Genomic DNA, 22,483 nt, shown 5'->3' with positions numbered 1-22,483 from the left:
AGCCGGCTCCGGGACACGGTCCAGCAACGCTGAGTGCTCAGAGGATATTGCCAAGGATCGCATCCGCTCGTTCGAGTGTGGCGACGGCCCGGTCATGCGGGGTCCCAGGAGAGGATCCTGGCCGTCCCGACGCCAGCACCCGGGGGCGCGCGTTCATGCTAGAACCGACCCGTCCGCCGCTGTCATGATAGTGCCAGGTACGGACGATCGCCGGCGCGATCAATGTCCGATCGGCGATTTTTTCAGTTACGTGCCCTTACCGCCACATGAGGTCCGCTCTTGAGCCCAGCTCGTCTGTGCACAATTTTGCTCATGCTGGCGATTACGCCCAGCGGCCAAGCTTATGCCGGGCCGCGCCCGCCGGACGGCAACCTCGACTTCCCGTGCAACTTCCTGGGCGCCTGCCCGGAGCGGGTCTCCCCCGGCGGACCCGACCGCGACGCGCGGCCGTTCAGCCGCAGCCTCGGCCGCCCCTGCGCCTGGCGCGAGCGGCCGACCCCGGAGGGCCCCCGGCGGGTGCGGGTATGCTGGTGAGGCCGCTCCGGGGGCCTTTTGCCGCGGCGCTCGCCTTCCTGGCCCTGGCGGGCTCAGCCGAGGCCGAGGTGACCTGCCCGGCCCTGTTCGCCGATGGCCTGGCGCCGGTCCTGACCAACCCGAAGCTCGCCGCGCGCACGGTGCCGCTGTGCTTCGAGGCCTTCGCGGTCTTGCATTCGGGGGTGACGCGCACGCCGCTCTATTCCGCCGAGCACCTCACCCGGGCCAGCGTCGCCGAAGCCCGCAAAGTCGCCCGGGACGACGCGTTCCACGAGGAGACGCGGCTGCCGGAGGCCGAGCGCGCGTCGCTGGAGGATTACGTCCGCAGCGGCTTCGACCGGGGCCACCTCGCCCCGGCGGGCGACATGCCGACCTTGAGCGCTCAGGCCGAATCGTTCAGCCTGGCCAACATCGTGCCGCAGAACCGGGTGCTCAACCGCGGGCTCTGGGCCGATATCGAGGAGGGCACGCGGCGGCTGGCGAGCCGGCGCGGCTCGATCTTCGTGGTCACCGGGGTGATCTTCTCCGGGGACGCAGTGCAGCAGATCAAGGGCGGCGTGCTCGTGCCCACCCAGCTGTTCAAGGCGCTCTACGACCCGGCGAGCGGCGAGGCCGGCGCCTACCTGTCCCGGAACGACGAGTCGCGGGACTGGCGCGCGGTCTCGATCGACGAGCTGACCCGCGAAGCCGGGATCGACGTGTTCCCGAACCTCCCGGCCGCCGCCCGGGCCAGCGCCATGACCCTGCCTGATCCCCATGCCGGCGCGCGCTCGGAGGGGCATCGGCCCCGGCCCGAGCCGAGCTGGCAAGACTGGCTGAGCCGCGAGATCAACCGAGCCGTGCGCAAGGTCCTGCGCGACCTGATGCGCTCGATTTTCTGAGAGGGACCATGCCAGAGGACAAGTCGAGCCGCCGGAAGCCCAAGGCGGACGCGTTCGAGCCCTTCGCCGACGATGCGGCGGTGCGCAATATCGGCGCCCTCAGCTTCGAGAATGGCACCGACCGAATCGCCCTGCACGGGTCCCTGGACCTGACCAAGGACAAGGCCGGCCTCGCCCAGGCGCGCTTGCTCCAGGCGACCCTGGACGCCATCGTGAAGGCCCTGGAGGCCGGCGACCTGCCCGAAGCGGTGGCGGACGCGCCGGACGCCGCGCCGCGATCGGTGGCCAATCCCTTCGCCTGAGCGCGCGACGGGCGGCGTCGCATCCTTGCCGCTGCCCGGCGGGCCTGATACTCGGTCGGCGACATTCTTATATCGTGGGGAACGCGCGTACAGGACGGGTCGACGACCCCGGGCCTGCCCCGTGCCGCTGGCACGCACCGCGCACACCCCACCAACGCGCCGAGGACGTTCCGCGATGGCTCGCGAATTCATCTACCACATGCGGGGACTCACGAAGTCCTATCTGGGCGGCAAGAAGGTCCTGGAGGACGTCAACCTGTCGTTCTACCCGGACGCCAAGATCGGCGTGCTGGGCATCAACGGCTCGGGCAAGTCGACCCTGCTCAAGATCATGGCCGGCATCGACACCGAGTGGACCGGCGAGGGCTTCGTCGCCCAGGGCGCCCGGGTCGGCTACCTGCCGCAGGAGCCGCAGCTCGATCCGAACAAGTCGGTCCGCGAGAACGTGATGGAGGGCGTCGCCGAGAAGCAGGCGCTGCTCGACCGCTACAACGAACTCGCCATGAACTATTCCGAGGAGACCGCCGACGAGATGACGGCGCTCCAGGACAAGATCGAGGCCCTGAACCTCTGGGAGCTCGATTCCAAGATCGACCAGGCCATGGAGGCGCTGGGCTGCCCGAGCGACGAGCAGCCGGTGGCGACCCTGTCGGGCGGCGAGCGCCGCCGCGTCGCCCTGTGCCGCCTGCTCCTGTGGGAGCCGGAGCTGCTGCTCCTCGACGAGCCGACCAACCACCTCGACGCCGAGACGGTGAACTGGCTCGAAGGCCACCTGAAATCCTATCCGGGCGCGATCCTGATCGTGACCCACGATCGCTACTTCCTCGACAACGTCACCAGCTGGATCCTGGAGCTCGATCGCGGCCGGGGCATCCCGTACGAGGGCAACTACTCCGCCTGGCTGGTGCAGAAGCAGAAGCGCCTCCAGCAGGAGGGCCGCGAGGACATGGCTCGCCAGCGCTCGATCGCCCGCGAGCAGGAGTGGATCGCCGCCTCGCCGAAGGCCCGGCAGTCCAAGTCCAAGGCCCGCATCACCCGCTACGAGGAGCTGGTCGCCAAGCAGAACAACAAGGTCGACGCCGCCGCGCAGATCGTCATCCCGATCGACGAGCGGCTCGGCAACAACGTCATCGAGTTCGAGCACCTCAACAAGGCGTTCGGCGACCGCCTGCTGATCGAGGATCTCTCATTCAAGCTGCCGCCGGGCGGCATCGTCGGGGTGATCGGCCCCAACGGCGCCGGCAAGACCACCCTGTTCAAGATGATCACCGGCCAGGAGAAGCCCGACGGCGGCAAGATCTCCATCGGCGAGACCGTGCATCTCGGCTACGTCGACCAGTCGCGCGACGCCCTCGATCCGAACGCCACGGTCTGGCAGGAGGTCTCGGGCGGCAACGACATCATCTATTTCAACAAGCGCGAGATCAATTCCCGCGCCTATTGCGCGGCCTTCGCGTTCAAGGGCGGCGACCAGCAGAAGAAGGTCGGCACTCTGTCGGGCGGTGAGCGCAACCGCGTCCACCTGGCCCGGACCCTGAAGGGCGGCGCCAACGTGCTGCTGCTCGACGAGCCGACCAACGACCTCGACATGGAGACCCTGCGCGCCCTCGAGGACGCGCTGGAGGATTACGCCGGCTGCGCGGTGATCATCAGCCACGATCGCTGGTTCCTGAACCGCATCGCCACGCACATCCTGGCCTTCGAGGGCGACAGCCACGTCGAGTGGTTCGAGGGCAACTTCTCGGATTACGAGGCCGACAAGATGCGCCGGCTCGGCGCGGACTCGCTGATGCCGAAGAAGATCAAGTACAAGAAGTTCTCCCGGTAAGGATCGGTCCCGGCCTTCGGGCCGGGACGCGCCGCGAGGGCCCGGGACGGGGCTCGCCGGACTCTTACGGCCCCCGTCCAACCCACTCCTCTCGTCCGAAGTCGCGCGCAGCGCGCCGCGAGGGAGCCCTCCGGGGATCGCGCGTCTGTCTCGAGGCCTCCGCGCCGCGTCGGCATCTCGGGATGAGGGTGGGCGACGTCGTCGGAAGCCCCGTCAGCCCACCCGCGCCCGCGCCGCATCCAGCATCGCCGCCAGGCTCTCCGGCAGGGGGATTGCGGGCGCCCAGCCGGTGGCGGCCATGAAGGCCGAGGGATCGCAGCCCTGGCTGCGTACCCCCGTGGGCCGGGTCCGGTCGAGCTCGACCTGCACGGTGAACGCCGCATCGGTCAGGCCGCGGAACGCGTCGAGGATCGCCGAGACCGGCGTCACGATCCCCGTGCCCACGTTGTAGATGCCGCCGTCCGGCAGTTCCTCGACCCGGTCGAGGACGCGCAGGCACGCCGCCGTCACGTCCGACACATCGATGAAGTCGCGCCCTGCGGCGAGGTCGCCGACCGCCAGAATCGGCGGGGCCAGGCCGCGCTCGATGCGGGCGATCTGGCCGGCGAAGGAGGCGGCCGCGAAGGTCTCGCTCTGGCCGGGCCCGATATAGTTCGCCGGCCGCAGCACGAGGTGCTTCACGCCAGCATTGGCGAGCACGTCGCGCAGGATGTACTCGCAGGCGCTCTTGGTCCGGCCCGAGATGGTGTCGGGCCGGGGCGTCACCGCCTCGTCGGGCCGGGGCTTGTCGCGGAACGCCGCCCCGTAGACGACGGTCGAGCTCAGGAACACCAGGGTCGCCCGGGTCCGCGCTACCGCCTCGGCGAGGTTGAGGGTGCCGAGGAGGTCCGCCCGCCAGGCATAGGCCGGCGTCTCGCTCGACCGCGCCACGGAGGCGAGGGCCGCGAGGTGGAACACCACGGTCGGGTCGAAATCTGCCACCGCCGCGTTGAGCGTGTCGGCCTCGAACGGATCGACATCGAGGAGGGTGACGCCGTCGAGCGGCGGCTGCGGGTGCCGATCGATGCCGAGGATCCGGCGCCCCTCGGGACGGTCCCGTCGCAGCGCCTCGAGCAGGCGTCGGCCGAGAAAATCGCCGGCTCCGGTGACGAGGACGCGCATGAACCCTGCCCTTCCCCGGCCCGCCGGGATCGATCCGACGCCTCTATAGCGTGTTCGCCGGCGATGCGAGCGGAGTGGACGGCCGGACGAACCTCACGGGTCTGAGAAATCGCGCCGACGCCCAAGCCCCCCGGCTCGATCATTCCGGGGAACCGCGGGCGAACCCGGGATGCGGAGCCGCCGACGGTGCATCGCCTGATGCCACCCGCGTTTCCGGGCTCCGCTTCGCCGCCCAGGAGCGACAGGGTGGTTTACTTCGCCTGCGTGACACCGCTGACCGACGGGTCGATCCGAGACGCCGGGATATGCACGCGACAAAATTGTCGGTGCGCGGATCCAGGTCCGGTAGGGATATCGGCACCGCCGGGCGCCCATGACGTCGTATCGGGCGACCAGCGGCGCTCGATGGCCGCGGCGCGTCGCGCGGACACAGGCGCGTGAGCGGTGCAGTCTGTCCCCGCATTCCGGCGCCGAGAGACTATTATTGCTCCGATTCCGACAAGCGGGTGTTCCGGTGATGGCTGCGTGAAGAGCCTCGACGATTTCGGGCGCGTGCCCTTCGGCGGCGTGGCGCCGGCGCCGCGGCCCGTGCGTGCGCCGGCGCCGGAATCCGCGCCGCGAAGACCCGTCCGGGACGCGCGGGTCGACGTGCTGCGCGGCTTCGCGCTGCTGATGATCTTCATCGACCACATCCCGCGCAACGCGCCGGCGGCGTTCACCCTGCACAATCTCGGCTTCTCGGACGCGGCCGAGATCTTCGTGCTGCTGGCCGGGTACTCGTCGATGGTGGCCTATGGCGGCCTGTTCGGTCGGGCCGGCATACGGGCGACCCTGGTGCGGATCGGCCGGCGCTGCCTGCGAATCTACCTGTTCCAGGCCGGGCTGCTGCTTGCCACCCTGGTCATCGTCCGGATCTGGATGGATCTCACCGGGCTGACGCCGCGCTTCGGCGTCGCGCCGCTGCTGCAGATGGGGCTTCTGCCGGGGCTGCTGCGCGGGCTCGCCCTCAACGCGCTGCCCAACTACCTCGACATCCTGCCGCTCTACATCCTGCTGCTGGCCCTGTTCCCGGCTATCTATTTCGGGATGCGGCGCGGGATCTGGGGCGTGCTGGCGCTGTCCGGGACGCTGTGGCTCGCCGCCAATGTCGACCACACCCTGAACCTGCCCAACGCCGCCGCGGTGGATGACGGCTGGTACTTCAACCCGTTCGCCTGGCAGTTCCTGTTCGTGATCGGGGCGGCGCTGGCGGTGGCGGTCCGGGCCGGCGACGGTCTCCTGCCCTGGCGGAACTGGGCCGCGGCTCTGGCCTTCGCCTACCTGGCCTTCGGGCTGCTGCAGGGCGGCTCCTGGGGCGAATGGGGTCTTCCGGACCTCCGGCCGCTGGCGATCGCGGCGCCGGACAAGAGCCATGTCGGGCCGCTGCGCCTGCTGCACATCCTGGCCCTCACTTACCTGATCTTCAGCGCACCCGCCGTGCGGCGCCTCTCCGGGTGGCGACCGCTGCGGCTGATCGATGCCTGCGGCCGGCACTCGCTGGAGATCTTCGCCGCCGGCTGCCTGGCGGCGCTGATCGGGCGGATCCTCTACCGCACCTTCGACGCGACCTGGCCGCTCCAGATCGCGGTCAACCTCACCGGATTGGCGCTGATGCTGGGTCTCGCCAAACTCCTCGACGCGCGCGCTGTGGCCCGGCGCCGCTGAGGGTTCCTCGGAACAGACCCGAGCCGAGACCCGTTTCCGCCCCCGATATCGGGCACCGGAGCGATCGAAAAAAATGCCGCGGATGCGCCGCAAGGGCGATCTTCCGGAGAAGGTGTGCGCCCAGTGCGGGCGGCCGTTCGCCTGGCGCAAGAAGTGGGAGCGCGTCTGGGACGAGGTCCGCTACTGCTCGGACCGGTGCCGGGCCGAGGCGCGGAAAGCGTCGAAAGGCTGAGGTTCAGGCGCCGCCGGCGGCCGTCAGCGCATCCGGCGTATCGATGTCGAGGGCGGTCGCCGCATCGCCCGGGATCTCCAGGATATCGGGCCGGTCCTTGAGAAGCGGCCCGGCGCCGCGGTCGCCGGTGAGCCGGGCAATATCGGGTGCCAGGCGGCGCAGGTTCAGGAGCACCGGATTTCCGCGCCGGCCATCCTGGATCGGGACGACCGCCGCCACGGCCTTCGACGAACCTGCGAAGGCATCGGCCAGGCGGTCGATATGCGCTTCGCCGATCCGCGGCATATCCCCGAGCACGACCACCGCCGCTTCGCAGGATTGCGGCAGGGCGGCCAGGCCGGCACGCAGCGAGGTGGACAGACCGGCGCGGAAATCCGGGTTCTCGACGACGATCAGATCGAGCCCCATCAGCGCCACCCGGACCGCATCGGCATGCGCGCCCAGCACGACGACCACCGGCCGCGGCCGGGCCGCCAGCGCAGCCTCGGCGGCATGACGGACCAGCGGTCTTCCGTCGAACAGCGCCAGCATCTTGGGCTCGGAACCGAACCGGGTGCCGAGGCCCGCGGCGAGCAGGATCGTCGCGACTTCAGGCATCGGGATCCGCCGCCTCGCCGCCGGCCCGGGGCTGCGGCCGCGAGACGATCTCCATCAGCAACCCGCCGACCCCCAGGGCGACGATGTCCGCCCGGGTCACGGGCAGGTCCGCGAGCAGGCGGTGCAGGATCCAGTCGAAGCCGTTCTCCTTGGGCGAGCGCGCGCAGCCCGGCGCCCCGATCACCGGTACGCCCGCCCGGCTGCCGACGAGCAGCAGGTTCCCGGGATCGACCGGCATGCCGAGATGCTCGACCAACCCGCCGGCCGCCGCGATCCCGGCCGGGATCACGTCGCGCCGGTCGGCGATGGCCGAGGCGCCGAACACGACGACGAGATCGGCCCCGGCGCCGTCGATCGCATCCCCGAGCGCCGCCGCCACGGCGTCGGCCGTATGCGGCACCCGATCCTCGCGGACGATCTCGGCCCCCGCCGGGGCGAGGCGCTCCGCCAGGACCCGGAGGGTCTTGTCGATGGTCGCCTCTTTGAGGCTCGGCAGGCGGGTCGAGACGACCGCGATACGCCGCCGCCGATAGGGCGCCATCGCCAGCGCGCCGGCCGTCTCAGTCGCGCAGGCCCGAGCGAGCACCGCCCCCGGCACGGCGTAGGGAATGATCTTCACGGTGGCGACCATCTCGCCCTCGACCACCGGCTTGAAGGGCGGCAAGGTCGCCACCGTCACAGCCTCGTCGACGGCGTTGACCGCATCGATCCGGGCCGGCGCCAGGGTGAGCACCCCGGCGGTCTCGGCGAACAGGTTGCAGCGGCCGGTGAACGGGGCCTCCACGCGCAGGTTGTCCCCGCGCAGATGCGCGGCCAGCCGTGCCGCGGCGTCATCCTCGCCGACATCGCCGGGCTCGAGGGCGGCCGCCACGATCTCCGACAATCCGGCCTGCGACAGGCCGCTGGCCGCCTCCTCCGGGATGACCGCGCCCTTGCGCAGGGTGATGCCGTCGCGCCGGACCGTATGGGCGCTGATCAGACCGGCCGCCTCGGCGACCGGCACGGGGCCGAACCTCACGCGACCTCCGGGCGGGGGACCCGGCGGAGCGCCGCCACGATCTCGGCCAGCACGGCGAGCGCGATCTCGGCCGGGCTGACCGCCCCGATGGCGAGCCCGATCGGCGCGCGGATCCGGCCGATCTGCTCGGGCGAGAACCCGGCCTCCGCGAGCCGGGCCGTGCGGGCCGCATGCGTCTTCCGCGAGCCCAGCGCGCCGACGTAAAAACACTCGGCCGTGAGCGCGGCCTTCAGCGCCGGATCGTCGATCTTGGGGTCGTGGGTCAGGGCGGCGAGCGCGCAGTAGCGGTCGAGGGGCGGCACGCGGCCGCCGAGGGCGGCGTCCGGCCATTCGGCCACGAGCTCGACGCCCGGGAAGCGGTCCGGGCTGGCGAAGGCCGTGCGCGGGTCGATCACGGTCAGCGCGAGGTCGAGCCCCGCCACCATGGGCGCCATCGCCTGCGAGATGTGGACGGCGCCGATCACCACGAGGCGCACCGGCGGGACCTGCACGGTCAGGAACGTCTGCCGCCCGTCGATCTCGACGAGCCCGCTCTTGCCCGAAGCCAGATGCTTGCGCAGCACCTCCGCCAGGGGATCGGCGGCGATCTCGGCCTCGCGGACGAGGCGCTGGCTCCCGTCCGCCAGGTCGGTGACCAGGATCGTCGCCCGGCGCGCGGCGCGCTCGGCGGTCAGGATTTCCAGGGTCTCGGTGCGCATCAGTCGACCCGCTCGACGAAGACGCGGATCCGGCCGCCGCAGGACAGCCCGGCCCGCCACGCCGTCTCGTCGGCGACGCCGAATTCCAGGATGCGGGGCGCTCCGGCCTCGATCACCTCGATCGCCTCGGTGATCACGGAACCCTCGACGCAGCCGCCCGAGACGGACCCCAGAAAGTTGCCCTCGGCATCGACCACGAGATGGCTGCCCACGGGCCGCGGCGCCGAGCCCCAGGTCTCGATCACGGTGGCGAGCGCCACGGCGCGTCCGTCCCGCCGCCACGCGGAGGCGGCGGCGAGGATATCTGTATCGGTGCTGAGCATGGCCCTCGAGACCTCGGCCGGCGGGTGCCCCCCGCTTGTCTCAGGTATGGCCCGTGCGCCGCCGTGCAAGGCGCGGTGGCGCCATTCCAGCGCGCCTTGGCCGATCGGCGCGCGGGTGCGATAACGGATCAGCCCCCGCATCCGTCGCCCCCATGTCCGCCCCGATGACACGGCCCCTTTGCCGCCAGTCCCGGCCCCGCCTCGGCGGGCGGTTCAGGCGCGGGCGCGCGAGCCCGTGAACGCCCCCGATCCCGGCCTGGCCCGCGCCCTGCGGACGGATCCGCCGCGGTCGCGCTCGGCGCCGCACCGGCTGTGGAAGCGCCTGAGCCGGTGGATCGGCGATGCGTTGCCGAAGGGGCTCTACGCCCGGTCTCTGATCATCATCATCGCGCCGGTGGTCCTGCTCCAGTCGGTGATCGCCTACACCTTCATGGAGCGGCACTGGCAGCTCGTGACCAAGCGCCTGTCCGCGGCGGTGACCGCCGATGTCGCCGCGCTGATCGACATCTACGAGAGCTATCCGCAGGACCGGGACGCCGAGACGTTGTCGCGCATCGCGGCCGAGCGGCTGAACCTCGACCTCGACATCCTCAAAGGCGCCAAGCTCCCCGCCCCGGGGCCGCGGCCGTTCTTCTCGATCCTGGACGAGGCGCTCTCCGACGAGATCCGGCGCCAGATCCGCCGGCCGTTCTGGATCGACACGGTCGGCCGCTCGAACCTGATCGAGATCCGGGTCGCGATCCCCGACGGGGTGATGCGGATCACCGCGCGGCGCAGCCAGGCCTACGCGTCGAACTCGCACATCTTCCTGGTCTGGATGATCGGCTCGTCGCTCGTGCTGCTCGGCGTCGCGATCCTGTTCCTGCGCAACCAGATCAAGCCGATCCTGCGGCTCGCCGCGGTGGCGGAAGGGTTCGGCAAAGGCCGGGAGATCGAGTTCCGGCCCCGGGGGGCCCGGGAGGTGCGCCAGGCCGGCCACGCCTTCATCGAGATGAAGCGGCGGATCGAGCGGGCCATGGAGCAGCGCACGACGATGCTCAACGGCGTGAGCCACGACCTGCGCACCATCCTCACCCGCTTCCGCCTGTCCCTGGCGCTGGTCGAGCAGACCAGCGAGATCGAGGATCTGAGCCGCGACGTCGACGAGATGAGCCGGATGCTGGAGGGCTACCTCGCCTTCGCGCGCGGCGATTCCGCGGAGCCCGCCACCCCCACCGACATGCGGACCCTCCTGGAGGACCTGCGCAGCGACGTGGAGCGCCTGGGCGCCCATGTCTCGGCGGTGGATCTCGCGGGCGCCCCCGAGGTCACCTTGCGTCCGGGCGCATTCCGGCGCTGCCTGTTCAATCTTGCGGCCAACGCCGCCCGCTACGGCGAGACGGTGGCGATCTCCGGCCGGCTGGAGGCCCGCGCCTTCTACGTCTCGATCGACGATGACGGTCCGGGGATCCCGCCGGAAAGCCGCGAGGAGGTGTTCAAGCCGTTCGTGCGCCTGGACGATTCCCGGCAGGATGCCGGCGGATCCGGGCTCGGGCTGGCGATCGCCCGGGACATCGCCCGGGCCCATGGCGGCGACATCGCCCTGCACGAGAGCCCGCTCGGCGGCCTGCGGGCAACGGTCCGGGTCCCGGCGTGAAACGCGTCAGGCGTCGGCGGGTCCGCGCAGGCGCTGGATCTCGGACTGGGTGTTGCGGATGAGGTGGTCGATGCTCGCCGCGTCGAGGCCGGCGCGGCCGAGGCGCTCGCGCAGGGCCGCCTCGCCGTTCCAGGCGTAGCCCGCATCGTTGGGCAGATGGCGCTGCAGCAGCGGGCTGACCACGCTCTCGCGCCGGAAGGCAGGATGCCGCAGCAGGCGGCCGATCTGCGCCGTCAAGATATCAAGCGGCGATACATTCCGGCCATTCCCATTCCACGTTACGGCTGATTGGCGCATACAGGTGCATCCTCGTGGAAAGCCAGTATCCGCCCAAATGCTTGCACTTCGGTGAGTGGCCGGAGGATCCGGCGAAAATCTCGCCGCGGCGGGGTCCCAACCTTTGCGGCAGGGTGGTATGCAGGCTTGACGCCCACGAGCCGCGGCCCACCGCGCGCCGGATCCGAGTGCCCGATATGAACCCGCTGGTCCCCCTGTTCATCCTGCTCTCCCTGCCGTTGGCGGCGATCGGCCTGGTGCTTTATACCGACACGGGCATCGAGCCGGCGCTGTTCTACGCCGCGGTGAAGACCTTCGTGATCCTGGGCGCGATCGCCGTGGCGATGTCGTTCGGCGCGATGAAGCTGGCCGAGCGCACCAAGCACTGAGGCGATCGACCCCGCGGAGAGCGCGATGCTGCACGTCGTTCCGGCCTTTTCGCGCATCGGCGAGGAGAACGCGTTCGCGGTGCTGGCCCGGGCCCAGGCCCTGGCCTCCCAGGGTCGGGACGTCATCAATCTCGGCATCGGCCAGCCCGACATGCCGACGCCCGCCCACGTGGTCGAGGCCGGCATCAAGGCCCTGCGCGATGGGCACCACGGCTACACGCCGGCCGTGGGCATCCCGTGCCTGCGCGAAGCGGTGGCCCGCGACATCCATCGCCGCCACGCCGTGGAGGTCTCGCCGGAATCCGTGATGATCGTGCCGGGCGGCAAGGTCACCATGTTCATGGCGATCCTGATGTTCGGCGAGCCCGGCGCCGAGATCCTGTATCCGGATCCGGGATTTCCGATCTACCGCTCGATGATCGAGTTCACCGGGGCGACGCCGGTGCCGGTGCCGATCCGCGAGGCGAACGGCTTCGCCTTCTCGGCCGCCGAGACCCTGGCGCTGATCACGCCCAGGACCCGCCTGCTGATCGTCAACTCGCCGGCCAACCCGACCGGGGGCGTGACGCCCAAGGCCGAGATCGACGCCCTTGTGGCGGGGCTGGCAGAGCACCCCGACGTCGCCGTGCTGTCGGACGAGATCTACGGCACGATGACGTATGACGGCGCGGCGCATCACTCGCTGCTGAAATACGATGCGATCCGCGACCGCCTGATCTATCTCGACGGCGCGTCCAAGACCTACGCGATGACCGGCTGGCGGCTCGGCTGGTCGGTCTGGCCGAAGCCGCTCTACGACGCGGCCCGGAAGCTCGCGGTCAACGCCCATTCCTGCGTGAACGCTTCCACCCAATGGGCCGGCATCGCTGCCTTGGACGGACCGCAGGATTGCGTGGCCGAGATGGTTGCCGAATTCGACCGGCGCCGGGCGATCGTGGTGGACGGCTTGAACGCCCTGCCGAGCGTGTCCTGCATCGCCCCGAAGGGCGCGTTCTACGCCTTCCCCAACATCACCAAGACCGGCTGGAAGGCGAAGCCTTTGGCCGCCACCCTGCTCGAAGAGGCCGGCGTCGCGGTGATCGGTGGCCCGGATTTCGGCGTCCATGGCGAGGGCTATATCCGCCTGTCCTACGCCAACTCGGCGGAGAACATCCGCCGGGCGCTGGAGCGGATGGGGCAGTTTCTGACCGAGCGTAAGCCGGGCTGACCAACCTTAAAGGACGAGCCTCTTCCAAACCTCGCCCTCATCCTGAGGCGGCGTAGCGAAGCGAAGCCCTCGAAGGAGGGCTCCAGCCAGCCGCGCGATCCCTGGAACCTTCCTTCGAGGCTCGCTGGCGCGGGCGCCTCAGGATGAGGGGGTGGGTGGGACGACGGGACGGACGTCAGGATTTTCCCGCCCGCTTCTCGATCCAGCCCGCCAGCCAGTCGGCGATGTCGAGGCTGTTCTTGTCCTGCATCAGCATGTGTGAATTGCCGTGGATGCCGATCTCCGGCAGCAGGATCAGCTCGGCTCGGCCGCCGGCCGCATTCGCCGCCGCCACGAAGCTGCGGCACTGCTTCAGCCGGGGCGCCCAGCGAGGCGAGGCGTCGACGTAGTCGCCGAACAGGACCAGGATCGGCAGGTCCTTGTAGGGGGCGAGATCGTCCTTGGCCGGGTCCGGGCAGGCGGCGGGCTCGATCGCCACCAGCGCGCGGATGCCGGTGCGGTCGAGCGCGGCGGTCTGGAACGGGTAGATGCCCGATTGCGAGTGCGAGACCAGCACGGCGCCCTTCAGCCGCTTGGCGAGCTCCGAGAGGCCCGGCACGGTCGGGTTCGGCACCGGCAGGGCCGCGGACCAGTCGGCGACCATCTGCTTCCAGAATTCGCCCTGGGCCTCCAGGGGAAACTGCATCCCCGGAAACACCTTCGGGTATTCGGGGCCGAACCGGAAGATCGCCCAGGCGGGCTCGCGGCCGGCGGAGAAGACCGGCGGCAGCGTCTCTGCCTCGGCCTTGCCCATCTTGACCGCGTCGATCTGGGCCGGGCTGATCGCCGAGCGCCCGCGCCAGGCCTGGTCGATCACGTAGGTCGGGAAGCCGCGGCGGACGAAGAACTCGTCCCAGCCCATGCGCCCGTCCGGGGTCGTCTCCCAGGTCTTGCCGGTGAGGCAGCAGCCGTGGATCAGCACCAGGGGTGGCCGGACCGGGTCCACCGGGATCTGATAGCGGACATAGACCTGATCGACCGTGATCGTCCCCGACGGCGCGTAGGCCGGCAGGGTCGAGAGCGTGTCCGACTGGACGTCGCGACCACCGACGAAGAAGCTGCCCTGGCCGGCGAGCGTCAGGGGGCCGGGACCCGGGTCGGCAGCACGAACGGGTGCGCTCATCGCGGTCAGGCCTCCGGCCAACAGGGCTCCGGCAAGACGGTAGGCGGCCCGTCGCGCACGGGACGGAGCAGGCAATGGCAGCGTCGGCATGGAACGTCCCGGCCCTGAGCGGCCGGGACGCGTCCGCCCGGATCACCGCCCGGAAAGGCTAGCACGAAGCTCGGCCGTCGCGGGAGATCCGTAGCCGGAAATGAAGATCGTTCAGGCGGGGATGTCGCGCTCGATCCGGGTCGTCGCCTCGCCGGGCACGTCGAGGGCCTCGGCGAGCATCTTCAGGAACTGGCGCTCCTGGAGCGTATCGGGATCGATCGCGAGGCGGGCCGCCGTGTAGATCCGCGCCGCCGCATCGGGATCATTCACCCGCTCGGCGATCTCGTCGATCTCGGCGGGGCTCTCCAGTTCGCGATCGAGCCAGGCCCGCCCGTCGGAATCGAGGCCGGCGCCGGCCACGGCCGCGTCGAGGCGCTTGCGCTCGGCCGTGTCGACCATGCCGTCCGCGATGGTGGCGGCCACCATCGCCCGGAGCATCAGCCGGGCCTCGTCCTCGTCGACCTTGGAGAAGTCCGGGCCGCCCTTTTCCGGCGGCGCGGCCCCGCGCAGGGCCCGGTAGGCGAGCCCACCGATCAGCGCGAGACCGCCCAGAGCCGCGCTGGCGGCGATGCCGCCGCGCCGGGCGCGCACCAACGCGTCGACGACCTGTCTGCTATCCGCCATGTCCATCCTCCCGGGTTCATTCCGAATCGCATCGGAAACCCCCGGGAGGCGGCCAAGTTCAGGCGTACGTTTCAGGCGTCGGCTTCGTCGTCCTCGTCCGCCTCGTCGATATCGACCAGGAAGACGATGTCGGCCTCGTCCTCGTCCTCTTCCTCGGCGGTGTCGCCGCCGGCATGGTGCTTGTCGTCGGTGAACTCGCCCTCGCCGTCATCCTCGGCGAGCGCGTCCTCGAAGATCTCGATCTCGTCCTCGGTGGCGGCCCGGATCTTGAGGGGCGAGGTGCCGTTCCAGAGCGGCTTGCCCTCGCTCGTCATCGTCCGGATGTCTTCCTTGAAGCCTTCGCAGGTGAAGAGGTCCTTGGCGGACGCCTCGTCGCTGTTGATCACCGCCACGGCGGTGCCCTCGATCTCGAGCGTGAACATGGCCGGCATCCTTCTCGTAACCGTCCTTGGGCGCGCCCGGTCAGCGGGATCGCGCACGGGTGCGACGCACCGCCCCGGGGAGAAACGCTGAAGGCTTTCCCCGGCGATCATGAGCGCCGCGCGCGGATGCTGTAGGGGTGAACCGGACGCCCGCCAAGCCCGTCTCCGCCACGCCGCCGCGAAAGCCGTGGCGTGAATCCTGCCGGGCGGCCGGGATCGTGAAACCGCACGGGAAGAAGGATCACCGCGGATGCGGATCAGGCTGGGCTGCGAGATGCGCTACGCCTTCCCCTATCCGGTGCCGATGGTGGTGATGCTGAACGTGCATCCCACCCGGGCGGACGCGCTGGAGGCCCCCGACACGCTGCGCACCGATCCGCCGGTGCCGGTGGATCTCTACCGGGACGGCTTCGGCAATCTCTGCGGCCGGCTGACCGCGCCGGCGGGGGGCTTCACCATCGGGACCGACGCGGTGATCGCCGACGCGGGAGACCCGGACCCGGTACACCGGGAAGCCGAGCAGCACGCGATCGAGGCGCTCCCGGCCGAGACGATCGTGTTCCTGCTGCCCAGCCGCTACTGCGAATCGGACCTGCTCGCCGACGAGGCCTGGCGCCTGTTCGGCCATATCGAGCCGGGCTGGGGCCGGGTTCAGGCGGTCTGCGACTTCGTGCACGACCACATCGCGTTCGGCTACGAGTTCGCCCATGGCGACCGCACCGCCCAGGACGCCTATGCCGGCGGGCGCGGGGTCTGCCGGGACTTCACCCACCTGGCCGTGGCCTTCTGCCGCGCCCTCAACGTGCCGACCCGCTACTGCACCGGCTATGTCAGCTTCATCGGCGAGCCCGAGCCGCACCCGGCCGGCGATTTCGCCGCCTGGATGGAGGTCTATCTCGGGGGGCGCTGGCACGTCTTCGACCCGCGCAACAACAGCCCGCGGATCGGCCGGGTGATGGTCGCCTACGGCCGCGACGCCGCCGACGTCCCGCTCACCCACACGTTCGGCCCCAATCCCCTGGTGGGCTTCCGGGTCTGGGCCGACCGGATCGACCACCTCGAGGCCGCCGGCGCCGCGCCAATCCTGCCGGAGGAACCCCTGCCGCCGCAGAGCATGGCGACCCGGATGGGCTGAGCGCCGGGTCCGACGCTCACACCCCGGCGCCGCGGGCGATGGCGCGCTTGACCACGCCCTGAACCTCCGGGTTCGAGAGGAACAGGTCGTGGTTGATCAGGCCGCCGCCGTAATCGGAGGCGTCGGCGACGCGCACGCCCAGGGCCTCGAGCTTGGCGCGGTCGGCCGCGCCGGCCCGGACGCCGCCCGCAAGCGCGGCGGAGAGTTCGAGCGCACGGTCGTTGGTCGAGGAGATCACGGTGATCTTCGACACGTCGGGCCCCAGCCGGGCGACGCCGTTCGAGAACAGGTCGAAATCGATGTCGGGGGCGGCCAGCACCACCGCGCCGATGCGCGACATCGCCGCCTCGCCGGCCTCGGCGCGCAGCATCCGGATGGTCTCGAGGGTGAGCAGCGTGCCCATCGAATGCGCGACAATGTTGATGCGCCCGCCGCTCGGCGAGGCGGCCAGCGCCTTCAGCAGGTCCTCGAAGGCGTCGCGCGACCAGAGCGCGCTCTCGCGGTCGTAATTGTAGTCGAGGGTGGCGGCGGCCGACGGCCAGGTGAACAGGCCCGAGACGCCCCTGAACCGGATCCCGTCCGACAGGCGGGCCGCGCTGACGGCGGCGGATTCGAACGATTCCCGGTAGCCGTGGACGTAGATCAGCACGTCGCGGCCGAGCGCCGCCTGCGCGAAGGCCTCCGCGGCCGCCGGCCCGGTCTCGGTCTTGGGCACGGCCCCGATGGTCCAGTCGCCGGTGATCACAGCCGAGACCTTGCCGAGCAGGGAGCGGTCGGGCGGCGACAGGCGGACCTCCGCGAAGCTCAGGCCGCGCCCGCGCTCGGAATTGAAATACGGCGGCCGGGGTGGCGTGCCGACGGGCTTGCGCGTGGTGGCCACCAGCAGCACCGGCATGACGTCCAGGGCCGATTGCTTCTCGGGCAGGCTCCCGGACGCGCCGAGGTCGTCGGTGACGCAGGCGCCGAGGGACGGGGCGAGCCCCGCCGCCCCCGCGAGGGCGCCGATCCGGAGGAGTGCGCGGCGTGAGACGGTGTGGCTCGACATGATCCGGGTGCGTTCGGGCGGGGCGCCAACCGTCGCGCAGGATCGTGACCATGGCGGGGCACGATCACCCCCTGCCCCTGTGGAGTGCGGGTAATCAGCGCTTCGTGGTGCGGCGGACACAGGCGGAGTACCGGGCCGGCCCCGTGCCAACGATACCCTCTCGACGGCGGCGCCGAGCGTCGCCATGAAGGGTTCATGACGCCGTCCATCGACATCGAGAGCCTGCGCGAGCGCCTGCTGCGCGGCGACCGCGCCGCCCTGGCCCGGGCGATCACCCTGGCGGAGTCGAAACGGCCCGACCACCGGGCGCTCGCCGCCGCGCTGATCGACTCGGTCCTGCCCCAGACCGGCAAGGCGATCCGGGTCGGCATCACCGGCGTGCCCGGCGTCGGCAAGTCCACGACGATCGACGCCCTCGGGTCGAACCTGACGGAGGCCGGCCACAAGGTCGCGGTGCTGGCGGTGGACCCGTCCTCGTCGCGCACCGGCGGCTCGATCCTCGGCGACAAGACCCGGATGGCCCGGCTCGCCCACGATCCCAAGGCGTTCATCCGGCCCTCCCCCTCCTCGGGCACGCTCGGCGGCGTCGCCGCCAAGACCCGCGAGACCATGCTGCTCTGCGAGGCGGCGGGGTTCGACGTGATCCTGGTTGAGACGGTCGGCGTCGGGCAATCGGAGACCGCGGTCGCCGACCTCACCGACTTCTTCCTCGTGCTCATGCTGCCGGGGGCGGGCGACGAGCTTCAGGGGATCAAGAAGGGCATCCTGGAACTCGCCGACATGATCGCGGTCAACAAGGCCGATGCCGGCGAGGCCGAGCAGCGGGCCAACGCCGCCGCCTCAGAATACCGCGCCGCCCTGCACATCCTCACCCCCGCCTCGGCGACCTGGACACCGCCGGTGGTGACGATCTCGGGTTTCCACAACCTGCGCCTGGACGCCCTCTGGGCGAAGATCGTCGATCACCGGGAGAAGCTCACCGCCACCGGGGAGATCCAGGCGAAGCGCCGGGCCCAGGACGTGAAATGGATGTGGGCCCTGGTCCATGAGCGGCTGCATCAGCGCCTGGTCGGCTCGCCGGAGGTCCGGCGCAGCACCGCGGAGGCAGAGGCCGGCGTCGCGCGGGGCGAGACCTCGCCGGCCGCGGGCGCGGCCGCGATCGCCGAGCTGATCGGCCTCTGAGGCACGCCGGCCCCGTCCTCCGATCAGGGGCGGCCGTTTACCCTGATCGCCACCAGGCCGGCCGAGACGCAGAAAATCGCCGGGGCGCGGTGCGCAAACCCGGTCTCGCGCGTTCGGTGCACGACGAGGAATCCTGCGGCATCTCCTCTCGTACCGGTGCCGCGGTCACGTCGAGGAGAGTGTTATGGTGGATACGGATCGGATCGTCGGCGGCGCCAAGGAAGCCCTCGGCAAGGTTCAGGGCACGGCCGGCGACTTCGTGGGCTCGAACCGGGACTCGGTGGAAGGCCGGGTTCGCGATGTCCAGGGCCAGGCTCAGAACGCCTACGGGCAGGTCAAGGACAAGGCCCGGGACATCGCCGACAAGGCGAGCGACTATGCCGGCGACGCCTATGGCCGGGCCGGCGACGTCGCGGGCGACGCCTACGAGCGGGGCGGCTCCTACCTGCGCGAAGGCCGCGCCGCGGTCGGCGCCCGGGTCGAGGAGAACCCGCTGGTGGCGCTGCTGATCGCCGGCGCGGTCGGCTACGGCATCGCCCTGCTGTTCCACGGGCGCCGCTGATCCGAAGCGGCCTCGCCGTCTTGTCGGCGAGGCCGCCCCCTACAATCTTACTGCGCGGTCCAGCCGCCATCCATGCTGATATTGGCGCCCGTGATCTGGCTCGCGGCATCCGAGCACAGGAACACCGCCAGCGCCGCCACCTGATCGACCGTGACGAATTCCTTGGTCGGCTGCGCCTTCAGCATCACCTCCTCGATCACCTGCTCCTTGGTCAGGCCCCGGGCCTTCATGGTGTCGGGAATCTGCGCCTCCACCAGCGGCGTCCAGACATAGCCCGGCGAGATGCAGTTCACCGTGATCCTGTGCGGCGCGAGTTCCAAGGCCGCCGCCTTGCTCAGCCCGCTGATCCCGTGCTTGGCCGCCACGTAGGCGGACTTGAACGGCGAGGCGACCAGCGAGTGCGCCGAGGCGGTGTTGATGATCCGCCCCCATCCCCGGGCCTTCATGCCGGGGATCGCGGCATGCATCGCGTGGAATGCCGAGGACAGGTTGATCGCGATGATCTGCTCCCACTTCTCGGGCGGGAACTCCTCGATCGGCGAGACGAACTGGATGCCGGCATTGTTGACCAGCACGTCGACGGCACCGAACGCGGCCTCCGCCTCCCGCACCATCTCGGCGACCGCCTCGGGTTTGCTCATGTCGGCCGCCGAGTAACGCGCCGTCACGCCGTATTCGCGCTCGATCCCGGCGCGGGTCTCCTCAATGGCCTGCGCGTCCCCGAAGCCGTTGATCACCACGTTCGCCCCCTGCGCCGCGAGGGCGCGGGCGATGGCGAGGCCGATGCCGCTGGTGGATCCGGTGACGAGGGCGGTCTTCGACGTAAGGGTCATGGAACCTCCTGAGCAGCGTCCGAACGGTGTTTCCGGCGGTCGAACCGAGACGGTGCGCCAAGATGCGCGCGTTCGGGATCGTCACGACGGTCCTGCCTCAAGGTTCGCGGGAAATCGACCCTCCCGGAGCGCCCGTGGCCGAACCCGGTATCGGTTCGGCCGCGCCGTCACGCGCTTCGGCCGCATCGCCCGGGAGCTGCGCCGGGAAGGCGAGCTCCACCCGCAATCCGGGCCCGTTGTCGGAGAGCCGCAGCGTCCCCCGATGCAGCCGCACGACCGCGTTGACCAGGCTGAGTCCGAGCCCGAAGCCCGGCCGCGAGCGCGCATCCTCCAGCCGGACGAAGCGCCCGAGCACCCGGGCGCGCTCGGCCTCCGGGATGCCCGGACCGTGATCGGCCACGATGAGCCGAACCGCGTCACCCACGCGCTCGGCCTCCACGCTCACCCGGGCCTGCGCCCCGTCGGCCCCGTATTTCAGGGCGTTGTCGATCAGGTTGGCGAGCGCCTGGCCGATCAATTCGCGGTTGCCGGCGATGATCAGGCCGTCCCCGGCCTTCACGTCGAGGGCCAGGCCCTGATCCTCGGCCAAAGCCTCGTAGAGTTCTCCCACCCCCCGCACCGCCGCACCGAGATCCACCGGCGCCAGGATCTCGCGGGCGCTGCCGGCCTCGAGCCGCGCGATCATCAGGAGCGCGTTGAACACCCGGATCAGCCCGTCGCTCTCCTCGATCACCGCCTCCAGGGCGGCTCGCAGCTCATCGGGCGAGGCGGCTGTACGCAGGGCCTCGTCGGCGCGGTTGCGCAGGCGCGTCAGCGGCGTCTTGAGGTCGTGGGCGATGTTGTCGGAGACCTCGCGCATGCCGCGCATCAATTCGCCGATCCGCTCCAGCATCAGGTTGAGGCTCGCGGCGAGACGGTCCAGTTCGTCGCCATTGCCGGCGACGTAGAGCCGCCCATCGAGATCCCCGGTCATGATCGCCCGGGTCGTCTGGGTCATGGCGTCGACCCGGCGCAGGACCCGGCTCGCGGCCAGCCAGCCGCCGATCACGCCGAGCAGCACCACCGCGGCCAGCGAGGTGCCGAAGGCCCGGCCGATCACGGCGCGCAAGCGGTCGCGCTCCTCGGTGTCGCGGCCGACGAGCAGCCGAAACCCGCCCGGCAGCGTGAACACGCGCACGATCGCCCGATGAGGCTCGACATCCGAATCGCCCCGGCCGTAGCGGGTCTCGCTCTGGCCCGGATTGGCCAGCACCGCGGCGGGGACGTAGCCGACATTGCCGACGACGTGCTCGCCGCTCGCGGTGGTCACCAGATACAGGGAGGCGCCCGGTTCCCGGGATCGGCGCTCGACCACGGTGATGAGCCGGCGCAGGCCCCCGGCATTGTACTGCTCGGAGAGGCCGTTGATCTCGGCGTCGATGGTCGAGACGATCTGGTCGTCCAGGACCGCCCGGGCGTTCCAGGCGACGTAGCCGAGCGCCAAGAAAGCGCAGAGCGCGAAGATCGCCAGATAGGCGAGCGACAGCTTGAACGCGGTGGTGCGGAACAGTTTCTGGATGCGCGCCCCGACGGTCTCGCGGGGAATCGGCTCGACCGCGAGGCCCGCGCTCACCCGGTGGCGCCCTCGTCGAAGCGCAGCACGTAGCCGGCGCCGCGGACCGTGTGGATGATCGGCGAGGCGAATCCCTTGTCGAGCTTGCCGCGCAGGCGCGAGACGTGGACGTCGATGACGTTGGTCTGGGGATCGAAGTGATAGTCCCAGACATGCTCGAGCAGCATCGTCCGGGTCACCACCTGGCCGGCATGGCGCATCAAATACTCCAGCAGGCGGAATTCGCGCGGCTGCAGCAGGATCTCCCGGCCGGCCCGGGTCACCCGATGCGACAGGCGGTCGAGTTCGAGATCGCCGACCCGGTAGCGGGTCTCCTCCGCGGCCCCCGAGCCGACTTGCCGCCGGGCCAGCGCCTCGGTGCGGGCGAGCAGCTCGGAGAAGGCGTAGGGCTTCGGCAGGTAATCGTCGCCGCCGGCGCGCAGCCCCTTCACCCGGTCGTCGACCTGGCCGAGCGCCGACAGGATCAGCACCGGCGTCGTAACATTCTGCTCGCGCAGGGAGCGGATCAGCGACAGGCCGTCGAGCTTCGGCAGCATCCGGTCGACGATCAGGACATCGTAGGCGCCCTCCCGGGCGAGCGCGTAGCCGTCGAGCCCGTCATGGGCGCTGTCGGCGACGTGCCCGGTCTCCCGGAACGCCTTGACCAGATAGGCCGCCGCCTCCCGGTCGTCCTCGATGATCAGAAGTCGCATGGACCCAGTCCATAGCGCGGCCGGGGAACCGGGGGAACGTCGCTCCGTCACCGGATTCATGCTGGTCCCCCCTCCCCTCTCGGCCGGACCGAGCGGGCCGGGACCGTTGGGGCGGGTCTCGGCCCGCTCCGAAGCCGAAGACCTCGGTGGGGACGAGGTCGGATGACGGCTCCGGCCGCGCGGGCGGCGAAGAAACCCTGGCACCGTCGCGATTACCGGATGATCGCGGCCGGATGACTTCGCGGTAAGGAATCACGGGCCGAAAGCACGCAGAAAACGCGAACAGGCCGCCCCGGTGAGAGCGGCCTGTTCGCGTTCGCTGATCGTGCTGAGGGAAT

The 22,483-nt window shown here is 70.7% G+C and carries 25 protein-coding genes; 12 read left to right on the top strand and 13 right to left on the bottom strand.

Annotated features, from left to right (window positions below):
* Positions 1-312 precede the first annotated feature (312 nt).
* The 4 genes from WYO_RS29635 to ettA all read left to right on the top strand — a co-directional run bounded on the left by WYO_RS29635 (position 313) and on the right by ettA (position 3,545).
* Positions 313-534, top strand: a complete 222-nt coding sequence (locus tag WYO_RS29635) for a hypothetical protein (RefSeq protein ID WP_007559042.1) — start codon at positions 313-315, stop codon at positions 532-534.
* Complete coding sequence (locus WYO_RS03275; RefSeq protein WP_007559039.1) at positions 525-1,415, top strand: DNA/RNA non-specific endonuclease; 891 nt, start codon at positions 525-527, stop codon at positions 1,413-1,415. The genes WYO_RS29635 and WYO_RS03275 overlap by 10 nt, the downstream gene beginning before the upstream one ends.
* Before the next feature lie 8 nt (positions 1,416-1,423).
* Complete coding sequence (locus WYO_RS03270) at positions 1,424-1,717, top strand: hypothetical protein (RefSeq protein ID WP_007559038.1); 294 nt, start codon at positions 1,424-1,426, stop codon at positions 1,715-1,717.
* Positions 1,718-1,892: 175 nt separating this feature from the next.
* Positions 1,893-3,545: an energy-dependent translational throttle protein EttA gene (gene ettA / locus WYO_RS03265; RefSeq protein WP_007559036.1), complete on the top strand. Its 1,653-nt coding sequence runs from the start codon at positions 1,893-1,895 to the stop codon at positions 3,543-3,545.
* Positions 3,546-3,758: 213 nt separating this feature from the next.
* Here ettA and WYO_RS03260 read toward each other — a convergent pair whose 3' ends face one another.
* The gene (locus WYO_RS03260; RefSeq protein WP_007559035.1) at positions 3,759-4,706 is read right to left on the bottom strand and encodes an NAD(P)-dependent oxidoreductase; all 948 of its coding nucleotides are present in this window, start codon (positions 4,704-4,706) and stop codon (positions 3,759-3,761) included.
* 525 nt (positions 4,707-5,231) lie between these two features.
* Here WYO_RS03260 and opgC point away from each other — a divergent pair.
* Entirely contained in the window at positions 5,232-6,410 is a 1,179-nt protein-coding gene (gene opgC / locus WYO_RS03255; RefSeq protein WP_007559032.1) for an OpgC domain-containing protein, read from the top strand.
* 73 nt (positions 6,411-6,483) lie between these two features.
* The gene (locus WYO_RS29630; RefSeq protein WP_007559030.1) at positions 6,484-6,642 is read left to right on the top strand and encodes a DUF2256 domain-containing protein; all 159 of its coding nucleotides are present in this window, start codon (positions 6,484-6,486) and stop codon (positions 6,640-6,642) included.
* A gap of 3 nt (positions 6,643-6,645) precedes the next feature.
* Here WYO_RS29630 and WYO_RS03250 read toward each other — a convergent pair whose 3' ends face one another.
* The 4 genes from WYO_RS03250 to WYO_RS03235 are packed head-to-tail and all read right to left on the bottom strand — an operon-like array spanning position 6,646 to position 9,278.
* A complete protein-coding gene (locus WYO_RS03250) occupies positions 6,646-7,239 on the bottom strand; it encodes a nucleotidyltransferase family protein (RefSeq protein ID WP_007559029.1) in 594 nt (197 codons plus the stop codon).
* Entirely contained in the window at positions 7,232-8,257 is a 1,026-nt protein-coding gene (locus WYO_RS03245; RefSeq protein WP_007559027.1) for a molybdopterin-binding protein, read from the bottom strand. Before WYO_RS03245 ends, WYO_RS03250 begins: the two co-directional genes overlap by 8 nt.
* The gene (locus WYO_RS03240) at positions 8,254-8,955 is read right to left on the bottom strand and encodes an XdhC family protein (protein ID WP_007559025.1); all 702 of its coding nucleotides are present in this window, start codon (positions 8,953-8,955) and stop codon (positions 8,254-8,256) included. Before WYO_RS03240 ends, WYO_RS03245 begins: the two co-directional genes overlap by 4 nt.
* On the bottom strand, positions 8,955-9,278 hold the full coding sequence (locus tag WYO_RS03235; RefSeq protein WP_007559023.1) for an XdhC family protein: 324 nt from the start codon (positions 9,276-9,278) through the stop codon (positions 8,955-8,957). The genes WYO_RS03240 and WYO_RS03235 overlap by 1 nt, the downstream gene beginning before the upstream one ends.
* Positions 9,279-9,546: 268 nt before the next feature.
* Here WYO_RS03235 and WYO_RS03230 point away from each other — a divergent pair, with 268 nt between their 5' ends.
* Positions 9,547-10,914 carry an ATP-binding protein gene (locus WYO_RS03230; protein WP_244424036.1) on the top strand — a complete coding sequence of 456 codons (1,368 nt, stop codon included), beginning with the start codon at positions 9,547-9,549 and terminating at the stop codon, positions 10,912-10,914.
* 6 nt (positions 10,915-10,920) lie between these two features.
* On the opposite strand, the gene WYO_RS03225 is transcribed toward WYO_RS03230, so the two are convergent.
* Positions 10,921-11,151 (bottom strand): hypothetical protein, encoded by a 231-nt coding sequence (locus tag WYO_RS03225; RefSeq protein ID WP_230368536.1) that lies wholly within the window; start codon positions 11,149-11,151, stop codon positions 10,921-10,923.
* Between the two features lie 236 nt (positions 11,152-11,387).
* Between WYO_RS03225 and WYO_RS03220 the strand changes: the two genes are divergently transcribed.
* Both WYO_RS03220 and WYO_RS03215 read left to right on the top strand, forming a co-directional pair.
* Positions 11,388-11,579 (top strand): hypothetical protein, encoded by a 192-nt coding sequence (locus tag WYO_RS03220; RefSeq protein WP_007559018.1) that lies wholly within the window; start codon positions 11,388-11,390, stop codon positions 11,577-11,579.
* A gap of 25 nt (positions 11,580-11,604) precedes the next feature.
* Positions 11,605-12,786, top strand: coding sequence for a pyridoxal phosphate-dependent aminotransferase (locus WYO_RS03215; RefSeq protein ID WP_007559016.1), 1,182 nt, complete (start codon positions 11,605-11,607; stop codon positions 12,784-12,786).
* Between the two features lie 175 nt (positions 12,787-12,961).
* On the opposite strand, the gene WYO_RS03210 is transcribed toward WYO_RS03215, so the two are convergent.
* From WYO_RS03210 to WYO_RS03200, 3 genes are all read right to left on the bottom strand, one after another.
* Positions 12,962-13,948: a hypothetical protein gene (locus WYO_RS03210; RefSeq protein ID WP_007559014.1), complete on the bottom strand. Its 987-nt coding sequence runs from the start codon at positions 13,946-13,948 to the stop codon at positions 12,962-12,964.
* A gap of 201 nt (positions 13,949-14,149) precedes the next feature.
* Entirely contained in the window at positions 14,150-14,662 is a 513-nt protein-coding gene (locus tag WYO_RS03205) for a DUF533 domain-containing protein (protein WP_007559013.1), read from the bottom strand.
* Between the two features lie 71 nt (positions 14,663-14,733).
* A complete protein-coding gene (locus WYO_RS03200; RefSeq protein WP_007559011.1) occupies positions 14,734-15,084 on the bottom strand; it encodes a hypothetical protein in 351 nt (116 codons plus the stop codon).
* Positions 15,085-15,334: 250 nt separating this feature from the next.
* Between WYO_RS03200 and WYO_RS03195 the strand changes: the two genes are divergently transcribed.
* Complete coding sequence (locus WYO_RS03195; RefSeq protein WP_007559009.1) at positions 15,335-16,219, top strand: transglutaminase family protein; 885 nt, start codon at positions 15,335-15,337, stop codon at positions 16,217-16,219.
* A gap of 16 nt (positions 16,220-16,235) precedes the next feature.
* Here the strand turns inward: WYO_RS03195 and WYO_RS03190 are convergent, their stop codons facing one another.
* Positions 16,236-17,264: an alpha/beta hydrolase gene (locus tag WYO_RS03190; RefSeq protein WP_007559007.1), complete on the bottom strand. Its 1,029-nt coding sequence runs from the start codon at positions 17,262-17,264 to the stop codon at positions 16,236-16,238.
* A gap of 195 nt (positions 17,265-17,459) precedes the next feature.
* On the opposite strand from WYO_RS03190, the gene meaB reads away from it, so the two are divergent.
* Together meaB and WYO_RS03180 are read left to right on the top strand one after the other, a co-directional pair.
* Positions 17,460-18,446, top strand: coding sequence for a methylmalonyl Co-A mutase-associated GTPase MeaB (gene meaB, locus WYO_RS03185; RefSeq protein WP_007559005.1), 987 nt, complete (start codon positions 17,460-17,462; stop codon positions 18,444-18,446).
* A 184-nt stretch (positions 18,447-18,630) separates the two neighbouring features.
* Positions 18,631-19,008, top strand: a complete 378-nt coding sequence (locus tag WYO_RS03180) for a CsbD family protein (protein ID WP_007559004.1) — start codon at positions 18,631-18,633, stop codon at positions 19,006-19,008.
* Between the two features lie 47 nt (positions 19,009-19,055).
* Here the strand turns inward: WYO_RS03180 and WYO_RS03175 are convergent, their stop codons facing one another.
* From WYO_RS03175 to WYO_RS03165, 3 genes are all read right to left on the bottom strand, one after another.
* Positions 19,056-19,841, bottom strand: coding sequence for a 3-hydroxybutyrate dehydrogenase (locus WYO_RS03175; protein ID WP_007559002.1), 786 nt, complete (start codon positions 19,839-19,841; stop codon positions 19,056-19,058).
* A gap of 97 nt (positions 19,842-19,938) precedes the next feature.
* On the bottom strand, positions 19,939-21,453 hold the full coding sequence (locus WYO_RS03170; protein WP_007559001.1) for a HAMP domain-containing sensor histidine kinase: 1,515 nt from the start codon (positions 21,451-21,453) through the stop codon (positions 19,939-19,941).
* A complete protein-coding gene (locus tag WYO_RS03165) occupies positions 21,450-22,145 on the bottom strand; it encodes a response regulator transcription factor (RefSeq protein ID WP_039902091.1) in 696 nt (231 codons plus the stop codon). The genes WYO_RS03170 and WYO_RS03165 overlap by 4 nt, the downstream gene beginning before the upstream one ends.
* Positions 22,146-22,483 lie beyond the last annotated feature (338 nt).

The sequence above is a fragment of the Methylobacterium sp. GXF4 genome (assembly GCF_000272495.1).
Lineage (GTDB): Bacteria > Pseudomonadota > Alphaproteobacteria > Rhizobiales > Beijerinckiaceae > Methylobacterium > Methylobacterium brachiatum.
The sequence above is the reverse complement of the archived record's forward strand: the minus strand, read 5'-3'. Positions and strand labels throughout refer to the sequence as shown.